Raw genomic sequence first — 16,992 nt, forward strand, 5'->3', positions numbered from 1 at the left:
GGGCACCCGCCGAGTATATGGGCGTGCCGCGGCCTCGGCACGGCGGTCGTGCACATCGTGCAGCCGGGCCGGGTCGGGCGGGGCCGGGCTGGGCCGGCCGGTCGTCGGCCGAGCCCGGCGGCGCTCGGGGCTACGGGATGAGGCGCGCCTCGCGGTAGCGGGTGAAGAGCCGGGCGAAGGCGGTCTCGGTGCGGACGAAGCCGAGGAAGCCGGCCTCGCGGCTCTTGCCCATGTCGGTCACGACCTCCATCTCGCGGCCGAGGTCGGCGTCGGTGTGCCACCACGAGGCGACCCGGGAGAGGTCGGCCTCCGCCAGGCCGAGGCGCCCGGCGATCTCGGCCCAGTCGGCCTCCCGCCCCGCGAACTGCTGCTCGAAGGGGCGCGGCGCCCCCTCGTAGCCCTGCACGAGGGCGGGGTCGACGCCGAGGTGCTCGGCGAGGCGCGGCCACATCCAGCGCCACCGGAACACGTCGCCGTTGACGACGTTGAACGGCTCGTCGGCGCCGGCCGGGTCGGTGGCGGCCCAGACCATGTGGTCGGCGAGCAGGCCCGCGTCGGTCATGTCGGTGAGCGAGTTCCACTGCGTCTCGCTGCCGGGGAAGGTGAAGGGCAGGCCGAGCTCACGGCTGAGCGTGGCGGCGGCCGCGACGGTCAGGCCCATGTTCATGGCGTTGCCGACGGCGTAGCCGATCACCGTGTGCGAGCGGTGCACCGACCAGCTGAAGCCCTGGCGCTCGGCGGCCGCGAACAGCTCGTCCTCCTGCGCGTAGTAGAAGTTCGGGGTGTCGAGCCGCGGCTCCTCCTCGTGGAAGGGCGTGTCGGGCATCTCGCCGGCCGCGTACGCCTCGAACGGCCCGAGGTAGTGCTTGAGGCCGGTGACGAGGGCGACGTGCTGGAGGGGCGCGTGCGCCAGGGCCGCGAGCAGGTCGCGCACCATGCCGGCGTTGACGGCGATGTTCTCGGCCTCGGTCTCCTGTCGCGACCACGCCGTGAAGAAGACGTGCGTCGGCCGTTCGTCGCGGAGCGCCTCGGCGAGGCTCTCCGCGCTGCGCAGGTCGGCGGCGACGCCGCGCACGCCGGGGGCGGAGGAGGCGCGGCGCGAGAGCGCGAGGACCTCCCACCCGTCGCGCGTGAGCGCCTCGACGAGCGCGGTGCCCGTGATGCCGCTGGCGCCGACGACGAGCGCGGTGCGGTCGGCCTCGCCGGAGGCGCGGGCGGGGCCGGGCCCCGCCTCGCCCTCGGTCGACGGGCCGGTGGTCGTGGGGGTGGTCGTGTTGTCGGTCACGTGTCGTGAAAGTACGCGGCGCCGCTCCGTGTTCCCCCACAGCCCCGCCCGGGCGCGTCACCCGACCGGCCGCCCCACGGTCGACGACCCGTCCCCCGGTCGCGCTTACAGTGGAGGGACGCCCCCGGGCCGACCCGCCAGACCGATCCGCTCGGTCGCCCGACCGAACGGAGCGCTGATCGCGCTGAGCACCACCTCGACGACCCTCGCCGGCCTCGGCGGCCCGACCCGCACCTCCTCGGGGGCCCGGCCGTGAGCGACGGCCCCCGCGCGTACGACCCGCCGCCGCGGCCGGTCGCGCCCGAGACGACCGCGCCCTCGCCCGCGACCGCGGTGACCCCGGCCGCGGGCGCGCCGCTCCGCGACCCGTCAGCGCCGCCGCCCCCGCGCCGGGAGGCCGCCTCACCCGCGGGCAAGCCCGCCGCCCGCCCGGCCCGACAGCGCCGCCGCCGGGTCAACCCGCAGGAGATGCGCGACGTCCGCGCCCGCCTGCGCGGCACCATCTACGAGGGCACGACCCCGCAGCACGGCCGGCTCGGCGACCTCTACTCGCCCCGCCAGATCGTCGACTTCTGCCTCGACCTCGGCGAGGTGATGCTCGCCTCCGGCGCCGACGTCCGCACGGTCGAGGTGGCCATCGTCGCCGTCAGCACCAAGTGGAACCTCGCCCCGCTCGAGCTCGACATCACGGGCACCGCGATCACGCTGCAGTACGCGCCGGCCGAGGGCCCGCCGCTCGTCAAGATGCGCGTGGTGAGCGCGGAGGGCAGCGACCTGCACCGGCTGTCGCTCGTCTACCAGATCGTCGACGAGCTGCTGCACGACGACCGCGACATGACGAGCGCCGTCGAGGGCCTGGTCGAGGTGCTGCAGTCGCCGCCGCGGTGGCCGTCGTGGATCACCGACGGGGCCATGGGCCTCTTCGGCGTCTCGGTCTCGCTGCAGGCCGGCGGCTCGATCGTCGGCGCCGTCGGGGCCTTCGTGCTGATGATCGGCGTCATGACGCTGGGCCGCTGGCTCGCGCGCAAGGGGATCCCGCAGTTCTTCGCGGTCGTGCTGCAGTCGGCCTGCGTCGCCGCCCTCGGCACCCTCGCGATCTGGGCGGGGGCGATGCCCGCGGGCAGCGCGGCGGCGATGGTGGCCGCGGTGGTCGTGCTCATCCTGCCCCACGTGACGATCGTCACCTGGGCGCAGGACGCCATCTCGGGGTTCCGGGCCATGGCCGTGTCGCGCGCCCTCGTGATCGTGCTGATCGTGGCGGGCATCGTCGTGGGGATCCCCGGCGGCCTCGCGCTCACCTCGGGCGTCGCGCTCGAGGTCGACCCGACCGACATCACCCTGCGGTCGCTGCCGATCTGGCTGCTGCTCATCACCACGTTCTTCGCCGCCGCGGCCACCGCGGTGACGCAGGGCGCCAACGCGCGCGTGATGCCGGTGGCGATCGGGGTCGCGATCGTCGGCACCGTGTCGCTCTGGGGGCTGAAGCAGCTCGGGCTGCCGCTGCTCGGCGCGACCTTCCTCGTCGCGGTGCTGCTCGGGGCGCTCAGCACGGTGGTCGCGGCGCGGCTGCGGGTCTCGGCGACGGCGATCGCGGTGCCGGCGTTCTGCGGCTCGCTGCTGCCCTCGCTGGCGGTGGCGTCGGCGCTGCTCAACTTCATGGCGGGCACCGACGGCGCCGCGGTCGACTTCGTCGCCTCGATGTCGACGACGCTCGCGATCGGCGCCGGGCTCGTGCTCGGCAGCCTCCTCGCGACGCCCGGCGCGCGGCGCTACCTGCGCCGTCGCACGAAGCGCGTCGTCGTGCAGTCGCAGCGGCTCGACACGTCGCCGATCGCGATCGTGCCGCCGGCGCCGGCCGTGCCGCCCGTCCCGCCGACCTGAGCGCGCGGCGCGTCGCGCGGCGGCAGCGGCAGCCCGCGGGCCGGCGGGCCTGGCCGGGCTGGTCGCCAGGCACCACGTCCTCGCCTGCGAACCACGCCGCGGCGTGGTTCCCCTGCGAGGACGTGGTTCGTCCCGCCCGGGACGTGTCCGGCCGGGCCGGGCAGCGGGGTCGCTAGCCTGGCGTCGGTCGTGCACCGCGGCGCGGCCGGACCCCCAGGAGGCGCTCGTGACCACCCAGCTCCGCGCCGCGACGGCCGACGACGCCGAGTTCCTGGCCGAGGTGCTGTTCCAGGCCTTCACCTGGCGGGGCCAGCCCGACGGCCTCGACCGCGCGGGCCTCCGTCAGAGGCCCGAGATCTGGCACTACGTGGCGGGCTGGCCGCGGGCCGGTGACGCCGGGCGCGTGGCGGTCGTGGACGGGCACCCTGCCGGTGCCGCCTGGTGGCGGACCTTCGACGAGCGCGACCGCGGCTACGGCTGGGTCGCCGACGACGTCCCCGAGCTCAGCATGGGCGTGGCGCCCGCGCACCGTGGTCGCGGTCTCGGCGGGCAGCTGCTCGACGCCCTCGTCGCCCACGCGCGCGAGGCCGGCCTGCCCGGCCTGAGCCTCTCGGTCGAGGACGGCAACGACCCGGCGCGTGCCCTCTACGAGCACCGCGGCTTCGTCCCCGCCGGCCGCGACGGCGACTCCGACACCCTCCTGCTGCGCCTGCGGTGATCGGGGAGGCCCGCAGAGCGGGTCTCCCGCGGCCCGGGCGGGCCCGGCCGGGCCCGCCCGGGCCGCGGATCGGGGCGCTGGAGTACAGTCCGCCCCGATCTCCCGGCACGCCCCGGTGTCGATCAGGACGTCGACCCTCTACCCTTGCAGGATGAGCCCCACCGAAACGCGCGACGAGATCGACGCCGACACCCCCGACTCTGCGCCGACCTTCTCCGACCTGGGGCTCAGCGATGCCGTCCTCAAGGCCGTGAAGGAGATCGGCTACGAGACCCCCTCCGCCATCCAGGCGGCCACCATCCCCACCCTCCTGTCGGGTCGCGACGTCGTCGGGCTCGCCCAGACGGGCACCGGCAAGACGGCCGCCTTCGCGCTGCCGATCCTCAGCCGCCTCGACGTCTCGGCCAAGAAGCCGCAGGCGCTCGTGCTCTCCCCCACCCGTGAGCTCGCGCTCCAGGTGTGCGAGGCGTTCGAGCAGTTCGCCTCCGGCATGCGCGGCGTCCACGTGCTCCCCGTCTACGGCGGCCAGGCCTACGGCGTCCAGCTGAGCGCGCTCCGTCGCGGCGTCCACGTCGTCGTCGGCACGCCCGGCCGCATCATGGACCACCTCGCGAAGGGCACGCTCGACCTCTCCGAGCTCAAGTACCTCGTGCTCGACGAGGCCGACGAGATGCTCAAGATGGGCTTCGCGGAGGACGTCGAGACGATCCTCGCCGACACCCCCGACGACAAGCAGGTCGCGCTCTTCTCCGCGACGATGCCGCCCCAGATCCGTCGCATCTCGAAGCAGTACCTCAACGACGCCGAAGAGATCACGGTCAAGCAGAAGACCACGACCTCGGCGAACACCACCCAGCGCTACCTGATGGTGTCGTACCCGCAGAAGGTCGACGCCCTCACGCGCATCCTCGAGGTCGAGAACTTCGAGGGCATGATCATCTTCGTCCGCACGAAGAACGAGACCGAGACCCTCGCCGAGAAGCTGCGGGCCCGCGGCTACTCCGCCGCCGCCATCAGCGGCGACGTGGCGCAGGCCCAGCGCGAGCGCACGGTCAACCAGCTCAAGAGCGGCAAGCTCGACATCCTCGTCGCGACCGACGTCGCGGCCCGTGGTCTCGACGTCGACCGCATCAGCCACGTCGTCAACTACGACCTGCCGATCGACACCGAGTCGTACGTGCACCGCATCGGCCGCACCGGCCGTGCCGGGCGCAGCGGCGCGGCGATCAGCTTCGTCACGCCCCGCGAGCGTCGCCTGCTCGGCGCGATCGAGAAGGCCACGCGTCAGCCGCTGACGCAGATGCAGCTGCCCACGCTGGAGGACGTCAACGTCACGCGTCTCGCGCGCTTCGACGACCAGATCACGGAGGCGCTGGCCCAGGAGAGCCGGATCGCCGCCTTCCGCGACATCATCGGCCACTACGTCGAGCACCACGACGTGCCGGAGGCCGACGTGGCCGCCGCCCTCGCCGTGGTCGCCCAGGGCGAGACGCCGCTGCTGCTCGACCCGAAAGACGAGCGACCGGCCCGGCGCGAGCGTGACGACCGTCCCGCCCGTGACGACCGCGGCGGCGACGACCGGGGCGGCCGCTTCGACCGCGACGACCGTGGCTCGCGCCCCGAGCGCGACCGCGGCCCCCGCACGTCGAAGCCGATGACGGCCTACCGCATCGAGGTCGGTCGTCGTCAGCGCGTCGAGCCCCGCCAGATCGTCGGCGCCCTCGCCAACGAGGGCGGCCTCAGCCGTGACGACTTCGGCGCGATCCAGATCCGCCCCGACTTCTCCGTCGTCGAGCTCGCCTCGGACGTCAGCAAGGAGATGCTCGACCGTCTCGTCGAGACCCGCATCAGCGGCGTGCTCATCGAGATCAAGCCCGACCGCCGTGGCGGCGGCTCCGGTGCGCCCCGTCGCGACGACCGCGACGAGCGCCCCCGCAAGCCGCGCCACTCGTAGGCTCGGCTCCGCCTCCCCGGACGGCGCCCGCTCGCAGGTGACTGCGACGGGCGCCGTCCGTCGTCCCGGCCCCGACCGGCCGTCCGTCCGTCCGTCCGTCACGTCGCCCTGGAGTACCCGTGGTCCCCCTCCTCGCTGCTGCACCGTCCGGCCCCACGGGCACGGGCGCCCTGTTCGGCGTCGTGCAGACGACGCTCACCATCGGCAGCGTCGTGCCGCTGCTGCTCGCGGTGGTGGCCCTCGTGCTGTGGGCCAGGATGCGGCTCCGTCGCCCCGACCTGGCCGGTGACGACGACGGCGGGCAGCGACGTCACGACCTGGGGCGGGTGAGCCTGCTCGGCGCAGCCTTCGCACTGGTGCTGCTCGCGATCGGCGAGGTCGTCGTCGGCTACGGCCGACCGGGCGGCGTCGTCGGGGCGTTCGGCGACGGCGTCTCGCCGCTCGTGCCGGTCGCGGCGGCCCTCACGGTCGTCGCGGCGGTCGTCTTCGCCATCTCCCCGGCGCCGCGGCGCTGACGAGCGCCGGCCTCCGGCGTCAGCGCCGCCGTCAGCCCTGTCGGCGCCCGGTCAGCCGTCGCACGCTCTGCACGACGCCGAGCACGCACATGGCGGGCGCCAGCCAGATGAGAACGCCGCCGAGCCCGCTCTCGGTCGACCCGAGGCCGGCCGGGTCCTGCGTGAGGAGGCGCGACACGACGAGCAGGACGACCCCGGCGATCGCGGTGAGCAGCGTGCCGACGGCGGCGAGCCCGAAGACGCGCAGCCCGCGACCGCGGATCATCGCGACGACGCCGTCGATGAGGAACGACGCGACGAGCGGTACGCCGACCGCGAGGGCGACCAGCCCGGCGATCATGAGGAGGACGGCGACGAAGCTCTCGGGGTCGAGCACGGCACACCTCCTTCGTCTGCGTCGACGTTAGCGAGGGCGTGCTGGGGGAACGCCCTCGGCGAGGCGACGGGTGTCGGCGGGGCGACCCGCGACTCCCCCCGTCCGGCCGCGCCGGGCACGGCGCCGGGGCGAGGTCAGCGGTCGGCGAGGTCAGCGGTCGGCGAGGGCGCGGAGCTCGTCGGGCGTGACGGCGACGGAGCGCTCCCCCGGCTCGACGACGACGCCGGCGTGCCCCTCGGCGAGCGCCGCGCCGGCCAGGTCGGCGAACGAGACCGCCCGGGCCGTGGAGCCGGGCGCCCAGGCCCAGGCGGCCGCCGGGGTGGTGTGGACGACCGACCAGGTCTCGCCCTGCTCGCCGGTGGCCGTGGCGACGACGGTCGAGGTGGCCTCGCCCCCCGCGTCGCGCTGCTCGACCTCGGCGACGTACAACGACGGCGAGGTGCGGAGCAGCTCGAGCATGTCGGGCCAGGCGATGGTGCGCTCGGCGAGCGCCCGGGCGACCGGGACGGAGGCGGTGACGTCGTCGCCGAGGCCTCGGCGGAGCTCGTCCGAGTACGCGATGAACTGCGTCTCGGGGGTGCCGGGGTCGAGGGCGAGCCCCTCGTACTCGCGCACGGCCTGGTCGACGACGACGGCCGCGGGCTGGGCGAACGGCACGGGGGTCTCCCCGTCGCGGTAGCGGGCGAGGCGGTCGGCGCTGGTGAAGGCGAGCAGGAGGCGCTTGCCGGCGTTGTCGGTCTGGTGAGCGATGGCGACGACGTCGCCGTGCTGGGGCCCCGCGGCGGGGTCGGCGAGGGTCGAGCGCGTGAGGTCGACCAGCAGCTCACCGGCGGTCAGCTCGGCCATGACGGCGCCCAGCGTGACGGAGTTCTTCTCCCGCCCCCACCCGGTCAGGGCCTGCTGCAGGGCGGTGTGGACGACGGGCCCCGAGGAGTCGCGGGTCGGCTGCCCACCCTCGGTCATCTCGGTCCCAGCGCGGCTGGCCTGCGCGGGGCCGACCTCGTCGGCCTGCGGCTCCGTGCTCGGGGGCGCCTCCGCGGGTCGGACTGACGTGCGGCGCGAGAAGAGACCCATGGAGACGAGCCTACGACGGGTGGGCGCGGGGCCCGGCCAGTCCGTGCCGGACGGCGACTCGCGGTCCTCGCCATCGTTCGACCGGCAGCAGCCAGCATCAGTAGGTGTCGTGGACCGATTCATCGTCGCGGAGCAGGAAGCAGCGGGACGCGGACGCGACGTGGAGTTCGTCCGCGTCGCTGACCCGGGCGACGAACGCCAGACCCTCGGGCCCGGAGACGAGGATGCGCTCGCGTTCTCCGTTGTCGTCGACCGTCGACCGGAAGCCCTCCTGGGACGTGAAGCCGGTCGCGACGGCGTCGAGGACGTCGTGCTCGGAGCGGCTGCCGTCGAGCTGGAAGGTGACGCTGCCTGCCCACTGGTGCGCGTCTCCACTGCGACGCCGCATGAGCCGGATCCGCCGTCGTGACACGCGCCCCGAGCTCGCTCTGCGACGTGGGCTGCACGCGAGGGGCTGGCGGTACTTCGTGGGCCGCCCCGTGGCGGGGGTCTCACGGTGTCGCCCCGACCTGCTCTTCCCGCGCCTCCGCCTCGCCGTCTTCGTCGACGGCTGCTTCTGGCACTTCTGCGTCGAGCACACGCACCTGCCGACCGCGAACGCGGCCTACTGGCACGCCAAGCTGCTCGCCAACCGGCGGCGCGACGCCGCCCACGACCACGAGCTCAGCTCGGCGGGGTGGGCGGTCGTCCGGGTGTGGGAGCACACGCCCCCGGCCGAGGCGATCGACGCCGTGGAGGCGGTGCTGCGGCGTGCGGCGGCGGACGTGTGACGCCGGTGCTCCACGACGTCCGCACCGAGAAGTGAGGATCGCAGGACCGACGGCCCTCTCGGATCGGTCTCCATGAGCTGCGAGCTCGACGCGACGACCACGAACCACTTCTTCGCAGGGGAACTACGCCGCGGCATGGTTCGGGTGTGAGAACGTGGTGCCGCTCGGGCCGAGAGGTCGGCCGCTCGCCGAGATGAACCCTGTTCTTGCAGGGGAACCCTGCCGCGGCGGGGTTCCCGTGCGAGAACGGGGTGTCCCACGGGCCGGAGCGGCGCGCGCCGCCCGCGGGACACCCGCGGGCCGGAGCGGCGCGCGCCGCCCGCAGGACACCCGCAGGCCAGCACGGCGCGCGCCGCCCCACCCGCTCCGCCCCGCGCGCGCGTCAGCGCCGCTCGACCAGCTCGATGAACCGCGACAGCGTGCCAAGCCCCGCGATCGACGTGGGCATCGAGCTGGCCAGCGCGGGCGAGTGCACGAGGTACGCCGCCCACTGCGCTCGGCTGATGCCGACGTTGAGCCGGTTGGGCATGAGCAGGAAGTCCAGGCCGCGCGGGATGTCGGCGGCGCTCGACGCGGCCAACGAGACGATCGCTACCACCGCCTCCCGCCCCTGGAAGAGGTCGACGGTGCCGACCGTCGTGCCGGTCAGCCCCGCGGCGTCGAGCGCGTCGCGGATCACGGCCCCCTGCGCGTTGTACGGCGCGACCACGATCACGTCGTCGTCCGTCAGCCGACGCGTGCCGTGCTCGTCCGACCAGGCGCGACCGACGACCGACCGCGCGAGGTCGACCACGCGTTCGGCCTCCTCGATCGACGACGTCGTGCTGCCCGCGTGCTCGACCGGTACGGCGTGCAGCCCGGGTTCGACGCCCTCGAGGTGCCGCTCGGGCGCCCGCGACTCGAGCGCGCCCTCGTACGAGAGCCGCGACACCGGCGCCGTCACGGCGGGGTGCATCCGGTACGTCCGCGACAGGAAGTAGCCGAGCTCCGGCGGCAGCACGTCGTGCCCGTCGGCGAGCCAGCCGAGCGACGACGTGTCGACGGGCTCGGGGTGCGATCCCTGGCTGACCTGCGGCAGCTGCTGCGGGTCGCCGAGCAGCAGCAGGCGCTGCGCGGCGACGGCCGACGCGATCGTCGGCGCCAGCGAGAACTGACCGGCCTCGTCGACGACGAGCAGGTCGAGCGAGTGCCGCGCGACGTAGTCCGGGTTGGCGAAGGTCCAGGCGGTGCCCCCGACGACTCCGCCGGTCTCGCCCGGGCCGGTGAGGAACTCGGCCAGGCCGGCCCCGTTCTTCACGGGCGTCCACGCGGCGGCCTCGACCGCCTCCGCACTCGCTCCGCTCTTCGGCACCTTGACGACCAGCGCGGGGTCGACGCCCTTGCCGACCACCGCCTCCAGGAAGTTCTCGACCACCGCGTGCGACTGGCCGACGACGCCCACGCGCCAGCCGTGCTGCCGCACCAGCCGCGCCACGACCGTCGACCCGACGTAGGTCTTGCCCGTGCCGGGCGGGCCCTGCACGGCGAGGTACGACCGGTCGAGGCCGAGCAGCGTCGCCGTGACGGCGCCGACGGTGTCGTCGCCGTCGACGGGCACGACCCCGCCCCGCGGGGGGACTCGACGCAGCAGGTCGAGCGCCGCGTCGTCGACGAAGGCGGGCAGGTCGTCGAGCACCGAGCGACCCCACTCGGAGATCGCCGCGGGCTGCGGGGCCGCGCGCGGGGGCGCCGCCGGCGTGATCGCGAGCGGGAACGCCTCGTGCGGGTCGGCGCCCCCGGGCAGCGACTCCTTCACGAGCATCACGACGCCGTCGTGGTCGGCGTCGACGTCGAGCACCGCGACCCGCGACGTCGCGCCGCGCAGGCCCGGCCCCGACGCCGTGATCGAGGGAGGCAGCGGGGCGTCGTAGACGAGGTGCGGCGCTCCCCCGGGCGTCAGCCGGCTGCCGGGCGCGAGCGAGCCCCTCAGTCGCAGGTCGCGCGACAGGGTGCGGGCGCGCGGCAGCTTCTCCCAGTCGCGGACCACCTCGGCCTGCTCGACGACGAACACGTCCCGCGTGTCGGCCCACTCGTCGAGCGGGTCACGGAGCCGCCCGAAGTGCTCCTGCCAGAACGTCTTCGCCTCGCGCCGGTGGTAGTCGATCGCGGCCGCGGCGAGCGCGAGGGCCGTCTGGTCGGGCGTGCGGTCGAGCGGGTCGACGTCGGCGAGCAGGGCCGACAGCTCGACGAAGACCGGGTCGGGCTCGGCGCGCACGCGCTCGTCGTCGACGAGGGCGACCGCCTCGTCGGTCGTCGACCCGGGCGGCACGAACGACAGCAGCCAGTCGCGCAGCCGGAGCGTCGACCGGCAGTCGTACTCGTTGTAGTCGGCGACCTGGTCGAGCCGCGCCTGCCCGGCCGGGTCGCCGGCCCGCACCGCCGCGATCGCCTCGACGTAGGCGGTGATGCTGTCGGCACCGTTGAGGACCCCGTCGCCGTCGCGGAGGTCGCCGCCCATGTACAGCGGCTCCAGCTTCTTGATCGAGTAGCTGCGCGAGCCGACGACGAGCGCCTTCCGCACCACCGGGTAGAGGTCGACGAGCACGCCGTCGCGCAGGAGGTCGTCGACCTCCTCCTCTCCGACGCCGTGCCGGGCGGCGAGCGAGAGCAGGTGGGTGCGCTCGTAGGAGGCGTAGTGGTACACGTGCATGCCCGGGTGCGCCGCCCGTCGCTCCCGCACGAACGCCAGGAAGTCGACGAGCGCCTGCCGCTCGGCCCGGAGGTCGTGCGCCCAGAAGGCGGTCGACCGCGCCTCGACGTCGACCAGCCCGAAGAGGTAGTCGAGGCCCCAGGTGCTGCCGTCGCCCTCCGTGTACAGCGGGTCGCCCTCGAAGTCGAAGAACACGTCGCCGTCGTCGGGGGCGGGGATCGCCGCGAGCGCCCCGGGGTCGACGAGACGCACCTCGGGCACGCCGCCCTCGCTCGCGACCTGCAGCTGCGCCTGGGCGCGCAGCCGCGACAGGGCGGCCCCGCCCACGCCCGGCACGCCGCCCGTGCTCCGAGCGAGGGCGTCGATGCTGTCGACGCCCGCCGCGATCAGCGCGGCACGCTGCCCGAGGCTCAGGCCGGCGACGAGCACGAGGTCGCGGTGCGCCTCGACCTGCGCCGCGCACTGCGAGCACCGGCCGCAGGCCGTCACCCCGGGTGCGCCCCAGGACAGGGCCGAGGAGGCGCGCTGCCGTCGCTCGACCGCGTCGCGCAGCCGAGACCGCTGGGCCCGGTGCACGGGGGCGATGTCGGCGAGCTCGTGCGTCGACCGCGACCCGTCGCCGAGCACGAGGTGCACCTGCGCCCCCACCGGCACCCCGAGCGCCTCGATCTGCTCGGCGTAGGCCGCGAGCTGGAGGAGGGCGGGGATCTTCGCGTGCCGGGCGAGCTTCGTGTCGTAGACCTCGTACTCGCCGGCGTCGTTGCGCACGAGGAAGTCGGAGAAGCCGATGAAGGTCGGGTCGTGGAACGTCGCCTGGTAGAGCACCGGCACGCCGTCGCGCATCGCCTGCTCGGCGGCCGCGGCCGCCGCCGGGTAGCCCTCCCGGGACGGGCGCTCGAACTCGACCACCTCGTGGCTCGCGCGCAGCTGCTCGAGGAAGCGCACCTCGTGGTCGTCGCCCATCCGCGCCGTCCGGTCGAGCATGGCGTCCGACACGGCGTCGATCCGGTCGATGCGCCCCAGGGCGGCGTCGAGCCGCCGGAGGAACGCCCACTCGCACGCCGCCCAGGTGGTGAGGTCGGACGGGCTGGTGACGACGAGGTCGGTGTCGGGGTCGATGTAGATGGCGGCCTCCTCGGCGGGCGGTGCGGGCGTGCGGGCGGTGCGGGCGGTGCGTGGCAGTGCGGGGCGGCGCTGTGCTGACGTTCAGGTCCGGCCCGGGCAGCGACCCGGCCGTGCTCGAACGCTAGCGGGCGCGACCGACAGCGGGGGCGACTCCCCCGGGCTCCCGGAGCCGCGGTCAGCGGGTCGAGCGTCCGTGCAGCAGCCGGGGCGCGAGCGTGACGCGGCGGGCGCCGCCGGAGTCGTCGCGGTCGCCGCTCGCCAGGGCGTCGAGCAGCAGCCGCACGGCCTCCCGGCCCATGGCGGGCCACGGGTGGCGGAGGGTCGTGATCTCGCGCTCGTCGTCGCCCTCGACCGACGACACGTCGAGCAGGCTCGCGACCTGCACGGCCCCCGGCACGTCGACGCCGTTGAGGCGGAGCACCGTGACCAGGCCGTGCGCCACGTCGTCGTTCGCGCAGACCACCGCGTCGAGCCGCGCGAGGTCGCCGCTCGCGACGAGCTCGTTCGCGGCGGCGACGCCGCCCGCGAGCTCGGCCCCGGCCGGTCGCGCGCCGCCGAACCGCACGCCGCGCAGCTCGCACGAGGCCCGCACGGCCGCGATGCGTCGCGCGTCGGCGGGGTCGGCCGGCGACAGGCCGACGGTCACGACCTCCGTCGTCCCGCCGTCCGCGAGGGCGCCGACGAGCAGGTCGGTCGCCCGGTTGTCGTCGAGCCCCACCGAGTCGGTGCCGTCGCCGAAGATGTGGCGGCCCACCTGCACGACGGGCACGCGGTCGGCGGCCGCGACGGCGTCACGGCTGACCTCCTCCGTCGGGGGGCAGATGACGAGGCCGTCGACGCGTCGGCTGAGGAGCGACTCCACCGTCCGGGCGTCGTGGTCGTCGCCCTCCGCCGAGTACCGCAGCACCAGCGAGAGCCCGGCGTCGTCGAGGGCCTCGCTGACCGACTCGATCAGGGCGGAGAGGAAGCCCGTCGTGTACCGGGGCAGGATGAGCCCGACCGTCTCGGTGCGCTGGCTCCGCAGGGCGCTGGCGACGGCGTTGTGCCGGTAGCCGAGCTCGGTGATCGCCTTCCGCACCGCGCGGGCCCGGGCCTCCGAGACGTGCTGGGCCCCCGAGAGCACGCGCGAGGCGGTCGCGATCGACACCCCGGCCTCCCGGGCCACGTCGACCAGGGTGGGGACGGACGTCGGGCTCACCGCGCCTCCGCCCGGCCCGCGAGCACGCCGGCGACGAAGTCGTCGAGGACGGCGAGGCACCCCTCCACGGTCGCGGCGAGCAGCCGCTCGCCCTTCTCCGCGGTCGCGAGGGCGGGGTCGCCGAACACGCCGCTGGGCGAGAACGGGTGCAGCGGCATCGGCGCGGTGCCGAAGTGCGACGGGAACACCGGGTAGCAGGCCTCGTACCGGTCGGGGTGGACGTCGTCGGGAGCGAGGCGCAGCATGATCGAGGTCTCGACCTCCTCCGCGTGGGCCAGACCGGGCGCCGCCGGGGCGCTCTCGCGCACCTCGTCGATCGCCTCGGCCATGCCGGGGTGGTCGAGCGTGACGACGGGCAGCACGCCCTCCTCCATGAGCTGCTGGGCCGCGACGAGCAGCGGCGCCCGGTTGCCCCAGTCGCCGTTCACGACGACGAGGCCGCCCGCGCCCGACGCGGCGAGCGCCCGCCCCAGGTCGACGACGATCGCGGTGACCGTCGCGGCCGAGAGCGAGAGCGTGCCCGGCCAGCCCGAGGTGCCCCAGGTCGCGCCGTAGTGCACCGGCGGCAGCAGCACGGCGTCGAGCCGCTCGGCCAGGCGGCGGGCGACCTCGACGGCGGTGGCCGTGTCGGTGCCGAGGGGCAGGTGCGGCCCGTGCTGCTCGTGCGCGCCGACGGGCAGCACGGCGAGGCCGGCTCCACGGCGGTGGGCGGCGGCCACGTCGGGCCAGGGCGTGTGGTCGGCGTCGATCATCACTAGGGAGCGTACGTCTGCACGGTGCGGCCGTGCGACCGGTCGGTCAGCCCGGGCAGGCGCTCGTTCATCTCGGTCATCAGCGGCCCGAGGTCGACGTCGACGAGGCGGCCGTGCTCGACGACGACCCGGCCGGCGACGATCACCGTCTCGACGTCGCTCGCCCGCACGCTGAGCACGAGCGCGGCGGCGAGGTCGTTCATCGGCTGGAGGTGCGGCTTCCACGGGTCGATCAGCACGACGTCCGCGGCGAACCCGGGCGCGAGCGACCCGAGGTCGTGCTCGCGCCCGATGACGGCGGCGCCCTGGCGGGTCATGAGGTCGAGGGCGTGGGCGCTCGTCATCCAGGTGGCGTCCCCCGTGTGGGCCTTCTGCACGAGGGCCATGGTGCGGGTGCTCTCGAGCACGTCGAGGGTGTTGCCCGACGCGCAGCCGTCCGTGCCGATCCCCACCGGCACGCCCGCGTCGTGCAGCAGGCGGATCGGCGTGGGCCCGTGCGTGTGCTTCTGGTAGACCTTCGCGCAGCACGCGACGCCGACCCGGTCGGCGACGGGCGCCAGCCACTGCAGGTCGCTCTCGACGATGCCCGTCCCGTGCGCGATCAGGGCCCCCGCGTCGAGCACCCCGGTGTCGTGCAGCACCTGGATCGGGGTCGCCCCGCGCCGGGCGAGCGACGACTCCGTCTGGTGCATCGTCTCCGACGCGTGGATGTGCGTCCGCACCCCGATCGCCCGGGCGGCCTCGGCCGTGCGGGCCAGGTCGGCGTCGTCGACGGTGTAGACGGCGTGCGGCCCGAGCATCGTGGTGATGCGCCCGCCGGCCGCGCCGTCCCACTCGGCCGCGAAGGAGGCGCTCCGGTCGAGGCCCTCCGCGCCCTGCGACGAGAAGAAGGTGCGGGCGAGCACGGCCCGCATGCCGCCCTCGTCGACCGCCGTGGCGATCTGCTCGGTCGAGAAGTAGTGGTCGGCGACCGTGGTCACGCCCGCGAGCAGCATCTCGGCGACCGCGAGGCGCGCGCCGAGCAGCACGTCGCGGTCGGTGAGGTTGACCTCCATCGGCCAGATGTGGTCGTTGAACCAGGAGGCGGTGGGCACGTCCTCCGCGGAGCCCCGGAAGAAGGTCATCGACGAGTGGCTGTGGGCGTTGACCAGGCCGGGGATGGCGACGCGGCCCGGCGCGTCGACCACCCGGGCGCCGGCGAGGTCGGCCGGGCCGAGGTCGGCGTCGGGCACGATCCAGGCGATGACTCCGCCCGTGACGCCGATCGCCTGGTCGGCCACGAACACGGCCGGGGCTGGTCGCCCGGGGTCGCCGGGGTCGAGGTCGGGGTACCCGACCGGCGGCCGGACGGTCGGCGCGAGCACGGTCACGCGACGGACGACGAGGTCGACGGGCACCGGAGCGGCGCCGGGAGCTGCGGGGGTCATGTCGCCAGCGTGCCACGGACGCGGGAGTCGCTGAGAACGTTTACCCGACTCCTTACGTCCCCGAAACACGTCGGTAACACGAGCGGGTCTACGGTTGCAGCACCCCTGCACCCCCTCGGAGCCGATCCTGCGAGCGCCCGAGGCCACCTGCCGTGAAAACGTTCACAGAACCGGAGCACCCCATGCCCCTGCGTCGCCCCCGTCGCCTCCTGATCGTCTCGGGAGCCGCGCTCAGCGCCACGCTCCTCCTCGCCTCCTGCTCCGGCCAGACGGCCGCGACGGCCCCCTCGGCCGACCCCGACGCCGCGACGGTCGCGCTGCTCTACGGCACGACGGGCGACTACTCCATCATGGACGGCGGCTACGCCGGCTTCACCGCGGCGCAGGAGGACCTGGGCTTCAACCCCCTCGAGCTGTCGAGCCCGAACACCGACGACTACCAGGACCGCCTCGACCTCGCCGTCTCGCAGGGCGCCGACCTCGCCGTCGGCATCGGCTTCCAGTTCGCCCAGCCGATGGGCGACACCGAGCACCCCGACACGGCGTTCGTCGACGTCGACACCGACATCGGCACCGAGATCGACGGCGTGACGACCATCTCGTTCGCCGCGAACGAGTCGTCGTACCTCGTCGGGGTGGCCGCCGCGCTGACCTCGACCACCGGCCACATCGGCTTCGTGGGCGGCGTCGACCAGCCGTCGATCCAGAACTTCTTCGTCGGCTACGAGGCCGGGGCGAAGAGCGTCGACCCCGACGTCGTCGTCGACTCCACCTACCTCTCGCCGCTCGGCGACTTCACCGGGTTCTCCGACCCGACCAAGGGCAAGGAGGCCGCCGCCTCGATGTACGCCGGCGGCGCCGACGTCGTCTACGCGGCCGCCGGCGGCTCCGGCCAGGGCGTCTACGAGCAGGCTGCGGCCGCGAGCACCGACTCCGCCAAGGTCTGGGCGATCGGCGTCGACGGCGACGCGTACGCGCAGGTCGACGACGACATCAAGCCGTTCATCCTCACCTCGGCGCTGAAGAACGTCGACGTGGCGGTCAAGGACGTCATCACCTCCTTCGACGAGGGCAGCCTCGAGCCCGGCGAGCAGGTCTTCGACCTGGAGACCGGCGGCGTCGGCTACTCGACGAGCGGCGGCTTCGTCGACGGCATCGCCGACCAGCTCGAGGCGGCGAAGACGGCCGTCGTCGACGGCGACGTCACCGTCCCGACGGCGCTCTGAGA

Annotated in this window: 14 protein-coding genes; 6 read left to right on the plus strand and 8 right to left on the minus strand. The window is 74.7% G+C overall.

The window, feature by feature from the left end; all coding sequences use genetic code 11:
• Positions 1–130 precede the first annotated feature (130 nt).
• Positions 131–1,285, minus strand: a complete 1,155-nt coding sequence (locus tag F1C15_RS02905) for an SDR family oxidoreductase (protein WP_185232853.1) — start codon at positions 1,283–1,285, stop codon at positions 131–133.
• A 252-nt stretch (positions 1,286–1,537) separates the two neighbouring features.
• Here F1C15_RS02905 and F1C15_RS02910 point away from each other — a divergent pair, with 252 nt between their 5' ends.
• From F1C15_RS02910 to F1C15_RS02925, 4 genes are all read left to right on the plus strand, one after another.
• Entirely contained in the window at positions 1,538–3,166 is a 1,629-nt protein-coding gene (locus F1C15_RS02910) for a threonine/serine exporter ThrE family protein (RefSeq protein WP_255465449.1), read from the plus strand.
• 226 nt (positions 3,167–3,392) lie between these two features.
• Positions 3,393–3,884 (plus strand): GNAT family N-acetyltransferase, encoded by a 492-nt coding sequence (locus tag F1C15_RS02915; protein WP_056055273.1) that lies wholly within the window; start codon positions 3,393–3,395, stop codon positions 3,882–3,884.
• 151 nt (positions 3,885–4,035) lie between these two features.
• Positions 4,036–5,838 (plus strand): DEAD/DEAH box helicase, encoded by a 1,803-nt coding sequence (locus F1C15_RS02920; protein WP_185232855.1) that lies wholly within the window; start codon positions 4,036–4,038, stop codon positions 5,836–5,838.
• Positions 5,839–5,957: 119 nt separating this feature from the next.
• Positions 5,958–6,353, plus strand: a complete 396-nt coding sequence (locus F1C15_RS02925; RefSeq protein WP_185232857.1) for a hypothetical protein — start codon at positions 5,958–5,960, stop codon at positions 6,351–6,353.
• Positions 6,354–6,384: 31 nt separating this feature from the next.
• Here the strand turns inward: F1C15_RS02925 and F1C15_RS02930 are convergent, their stop codons facing one another.
• The 3 genes from F1C15_RS02930 to F1C15_RS02940 all read right to left on the minus strand — a co-directional run bounded on the left by F1C15_RS02930 (position 6,385) and on the right by F1C15_RS02940 (position 8,191).
• Positions 6,385–6,729: a hypothetical protein gene (locus F1C15_RS02930; protein ID WP_056055280.1), complete on the minus strand. Its 345-nt coding sequence runs from the start codon at positions 6,727–6,729 to the stop codon at positions 6,385–6,387.
• A 150-nt stretch (positions 6,730–6,879) separates the two neighbouring features.
• Positions 6,880–7,803, minus strand: coding sequence for an SseB family protein (locus F1C15_RS02935; RefSeq protein WP_185232859.1), 924 nt, complete (start codon positions 7,801–7,803; stop codon positions 6,880–6,882).
• Between the two features lie 97 nt (positions 7,804–7,900).
• Entirely contained in the window at positions 7,901–8,191 is a 291-nt protein-coding gene (locus F1C15_RS02940; RefSeq protein ID WP_185232861.1) for a hypothetical protein, read from the minus strand.
• On the opposite strand from F1C15_RS02940, the gene F1C15_RS02945 reads away from it, so the two are divergent.
• Positions 8,190–8,573 (plus strand): very short patch repair endonuclease, encoded by a 384-nt coding sequence (locus F1C15_RS02945; protein ID WP_185232863.1) that lies wholly within the window; start codon positions 8,190–8,192, stop codon positions 8,571–8,573. The two genes, F1C15_RS02940 and F1C15_RS02945, sit on opposite strands and share 2 nt — an antisense overlap.
• Positions 8,574–8,955: 382 nt before the next feature.
• Here F1C15_RS02945 and F1C15_RS02950 read toward each other — a convergent pair whose 3' ends face one another.
• The 4 genes from F1C15_RS02950 to F1C15_RS02965 all read right to left on the minus strand — a co-directional run bounded on the left by F1C15_RS02950 (position 8,956) and on the right by F1C15_RS02965 (position 15,764).
• Positions 8,956–12,258: a TM0106 family RecB-like putative nuclease gene (locus tag F1C15_RS02950; RefSeq protein ID WP_255465453.1), complete on the minus strand. Its 3,303-nt coding sequence runs from the start codon at positions 12,256–12,258 to the stop codon at positions 8,956–8,958.
• A gap of 304 nt (positions 12,259–12,562) precedes the next feature.
• Positions 12,563–13,585, minus strand: a complete 1,023-nt coding sequence (locus F1C15_RS02955) for a LacI family DNA-binding transcriptional regulator (RefSeq protein WP_185232865.1) — start codon at positions 13,583–13,585, stop codon at positions 12,563–12,565.
• The gene (locus tag F1C15_RS02960) at positions 13,582–14,337 is read right to left on the minus strand and encodes a creatininase family protein (protein ID WP_185232867.1); all 756 of its coding nucleotides are present in this window, start codon (positions 14,335–14,337) and stop codon (positions 13,582–13,584) included. Before F1C15_RS02960 ends, F1C15_RS02955 begins: the two co-directional genes overlap by 4 nt.
• 2 nt (positions 14,338–14,339) lie before the next feature.
• Entirely contained in the window at positions 14,340–15,764 is a 1,425-nt protein-coding gene (locus F1C15_RS02965; RefSeq protein WP_185232869.1) for an amidohydrolase, read from the minus strand.
• A 182-nt stretch (positions 15,765–15,946) separates the two neighbouring features.
• On the opposite strand from F1C15_RS02965, the gene F1C15_RS02970 reads away from it, so the two are divergent.
• Positions 15,947–16,990 (plus strand): BMP family protein, encoded by a 1,044-nt coding sequence (locus tag F1C15_RS02970; protein ID WP_056055299.1) that lies wholly within the window; start codon positions 15,947–15,949, stop codon positions 16,988–16,990.
• The last annotated feature ends 2 nt before the right edge of the window (positions 16,991–16,992 follow it).

Source organism: Frigoribacterium sp. NBH87 (assembly GCF_014217665.1).
GTDB classification, from domain to species: domain Bacteria; phylum Actinomycetota; class Actinomycetes; order Actinomycetales; family Microbacteriaceae; genus Frigoribacterium; species Frigoribacterium endophyticum.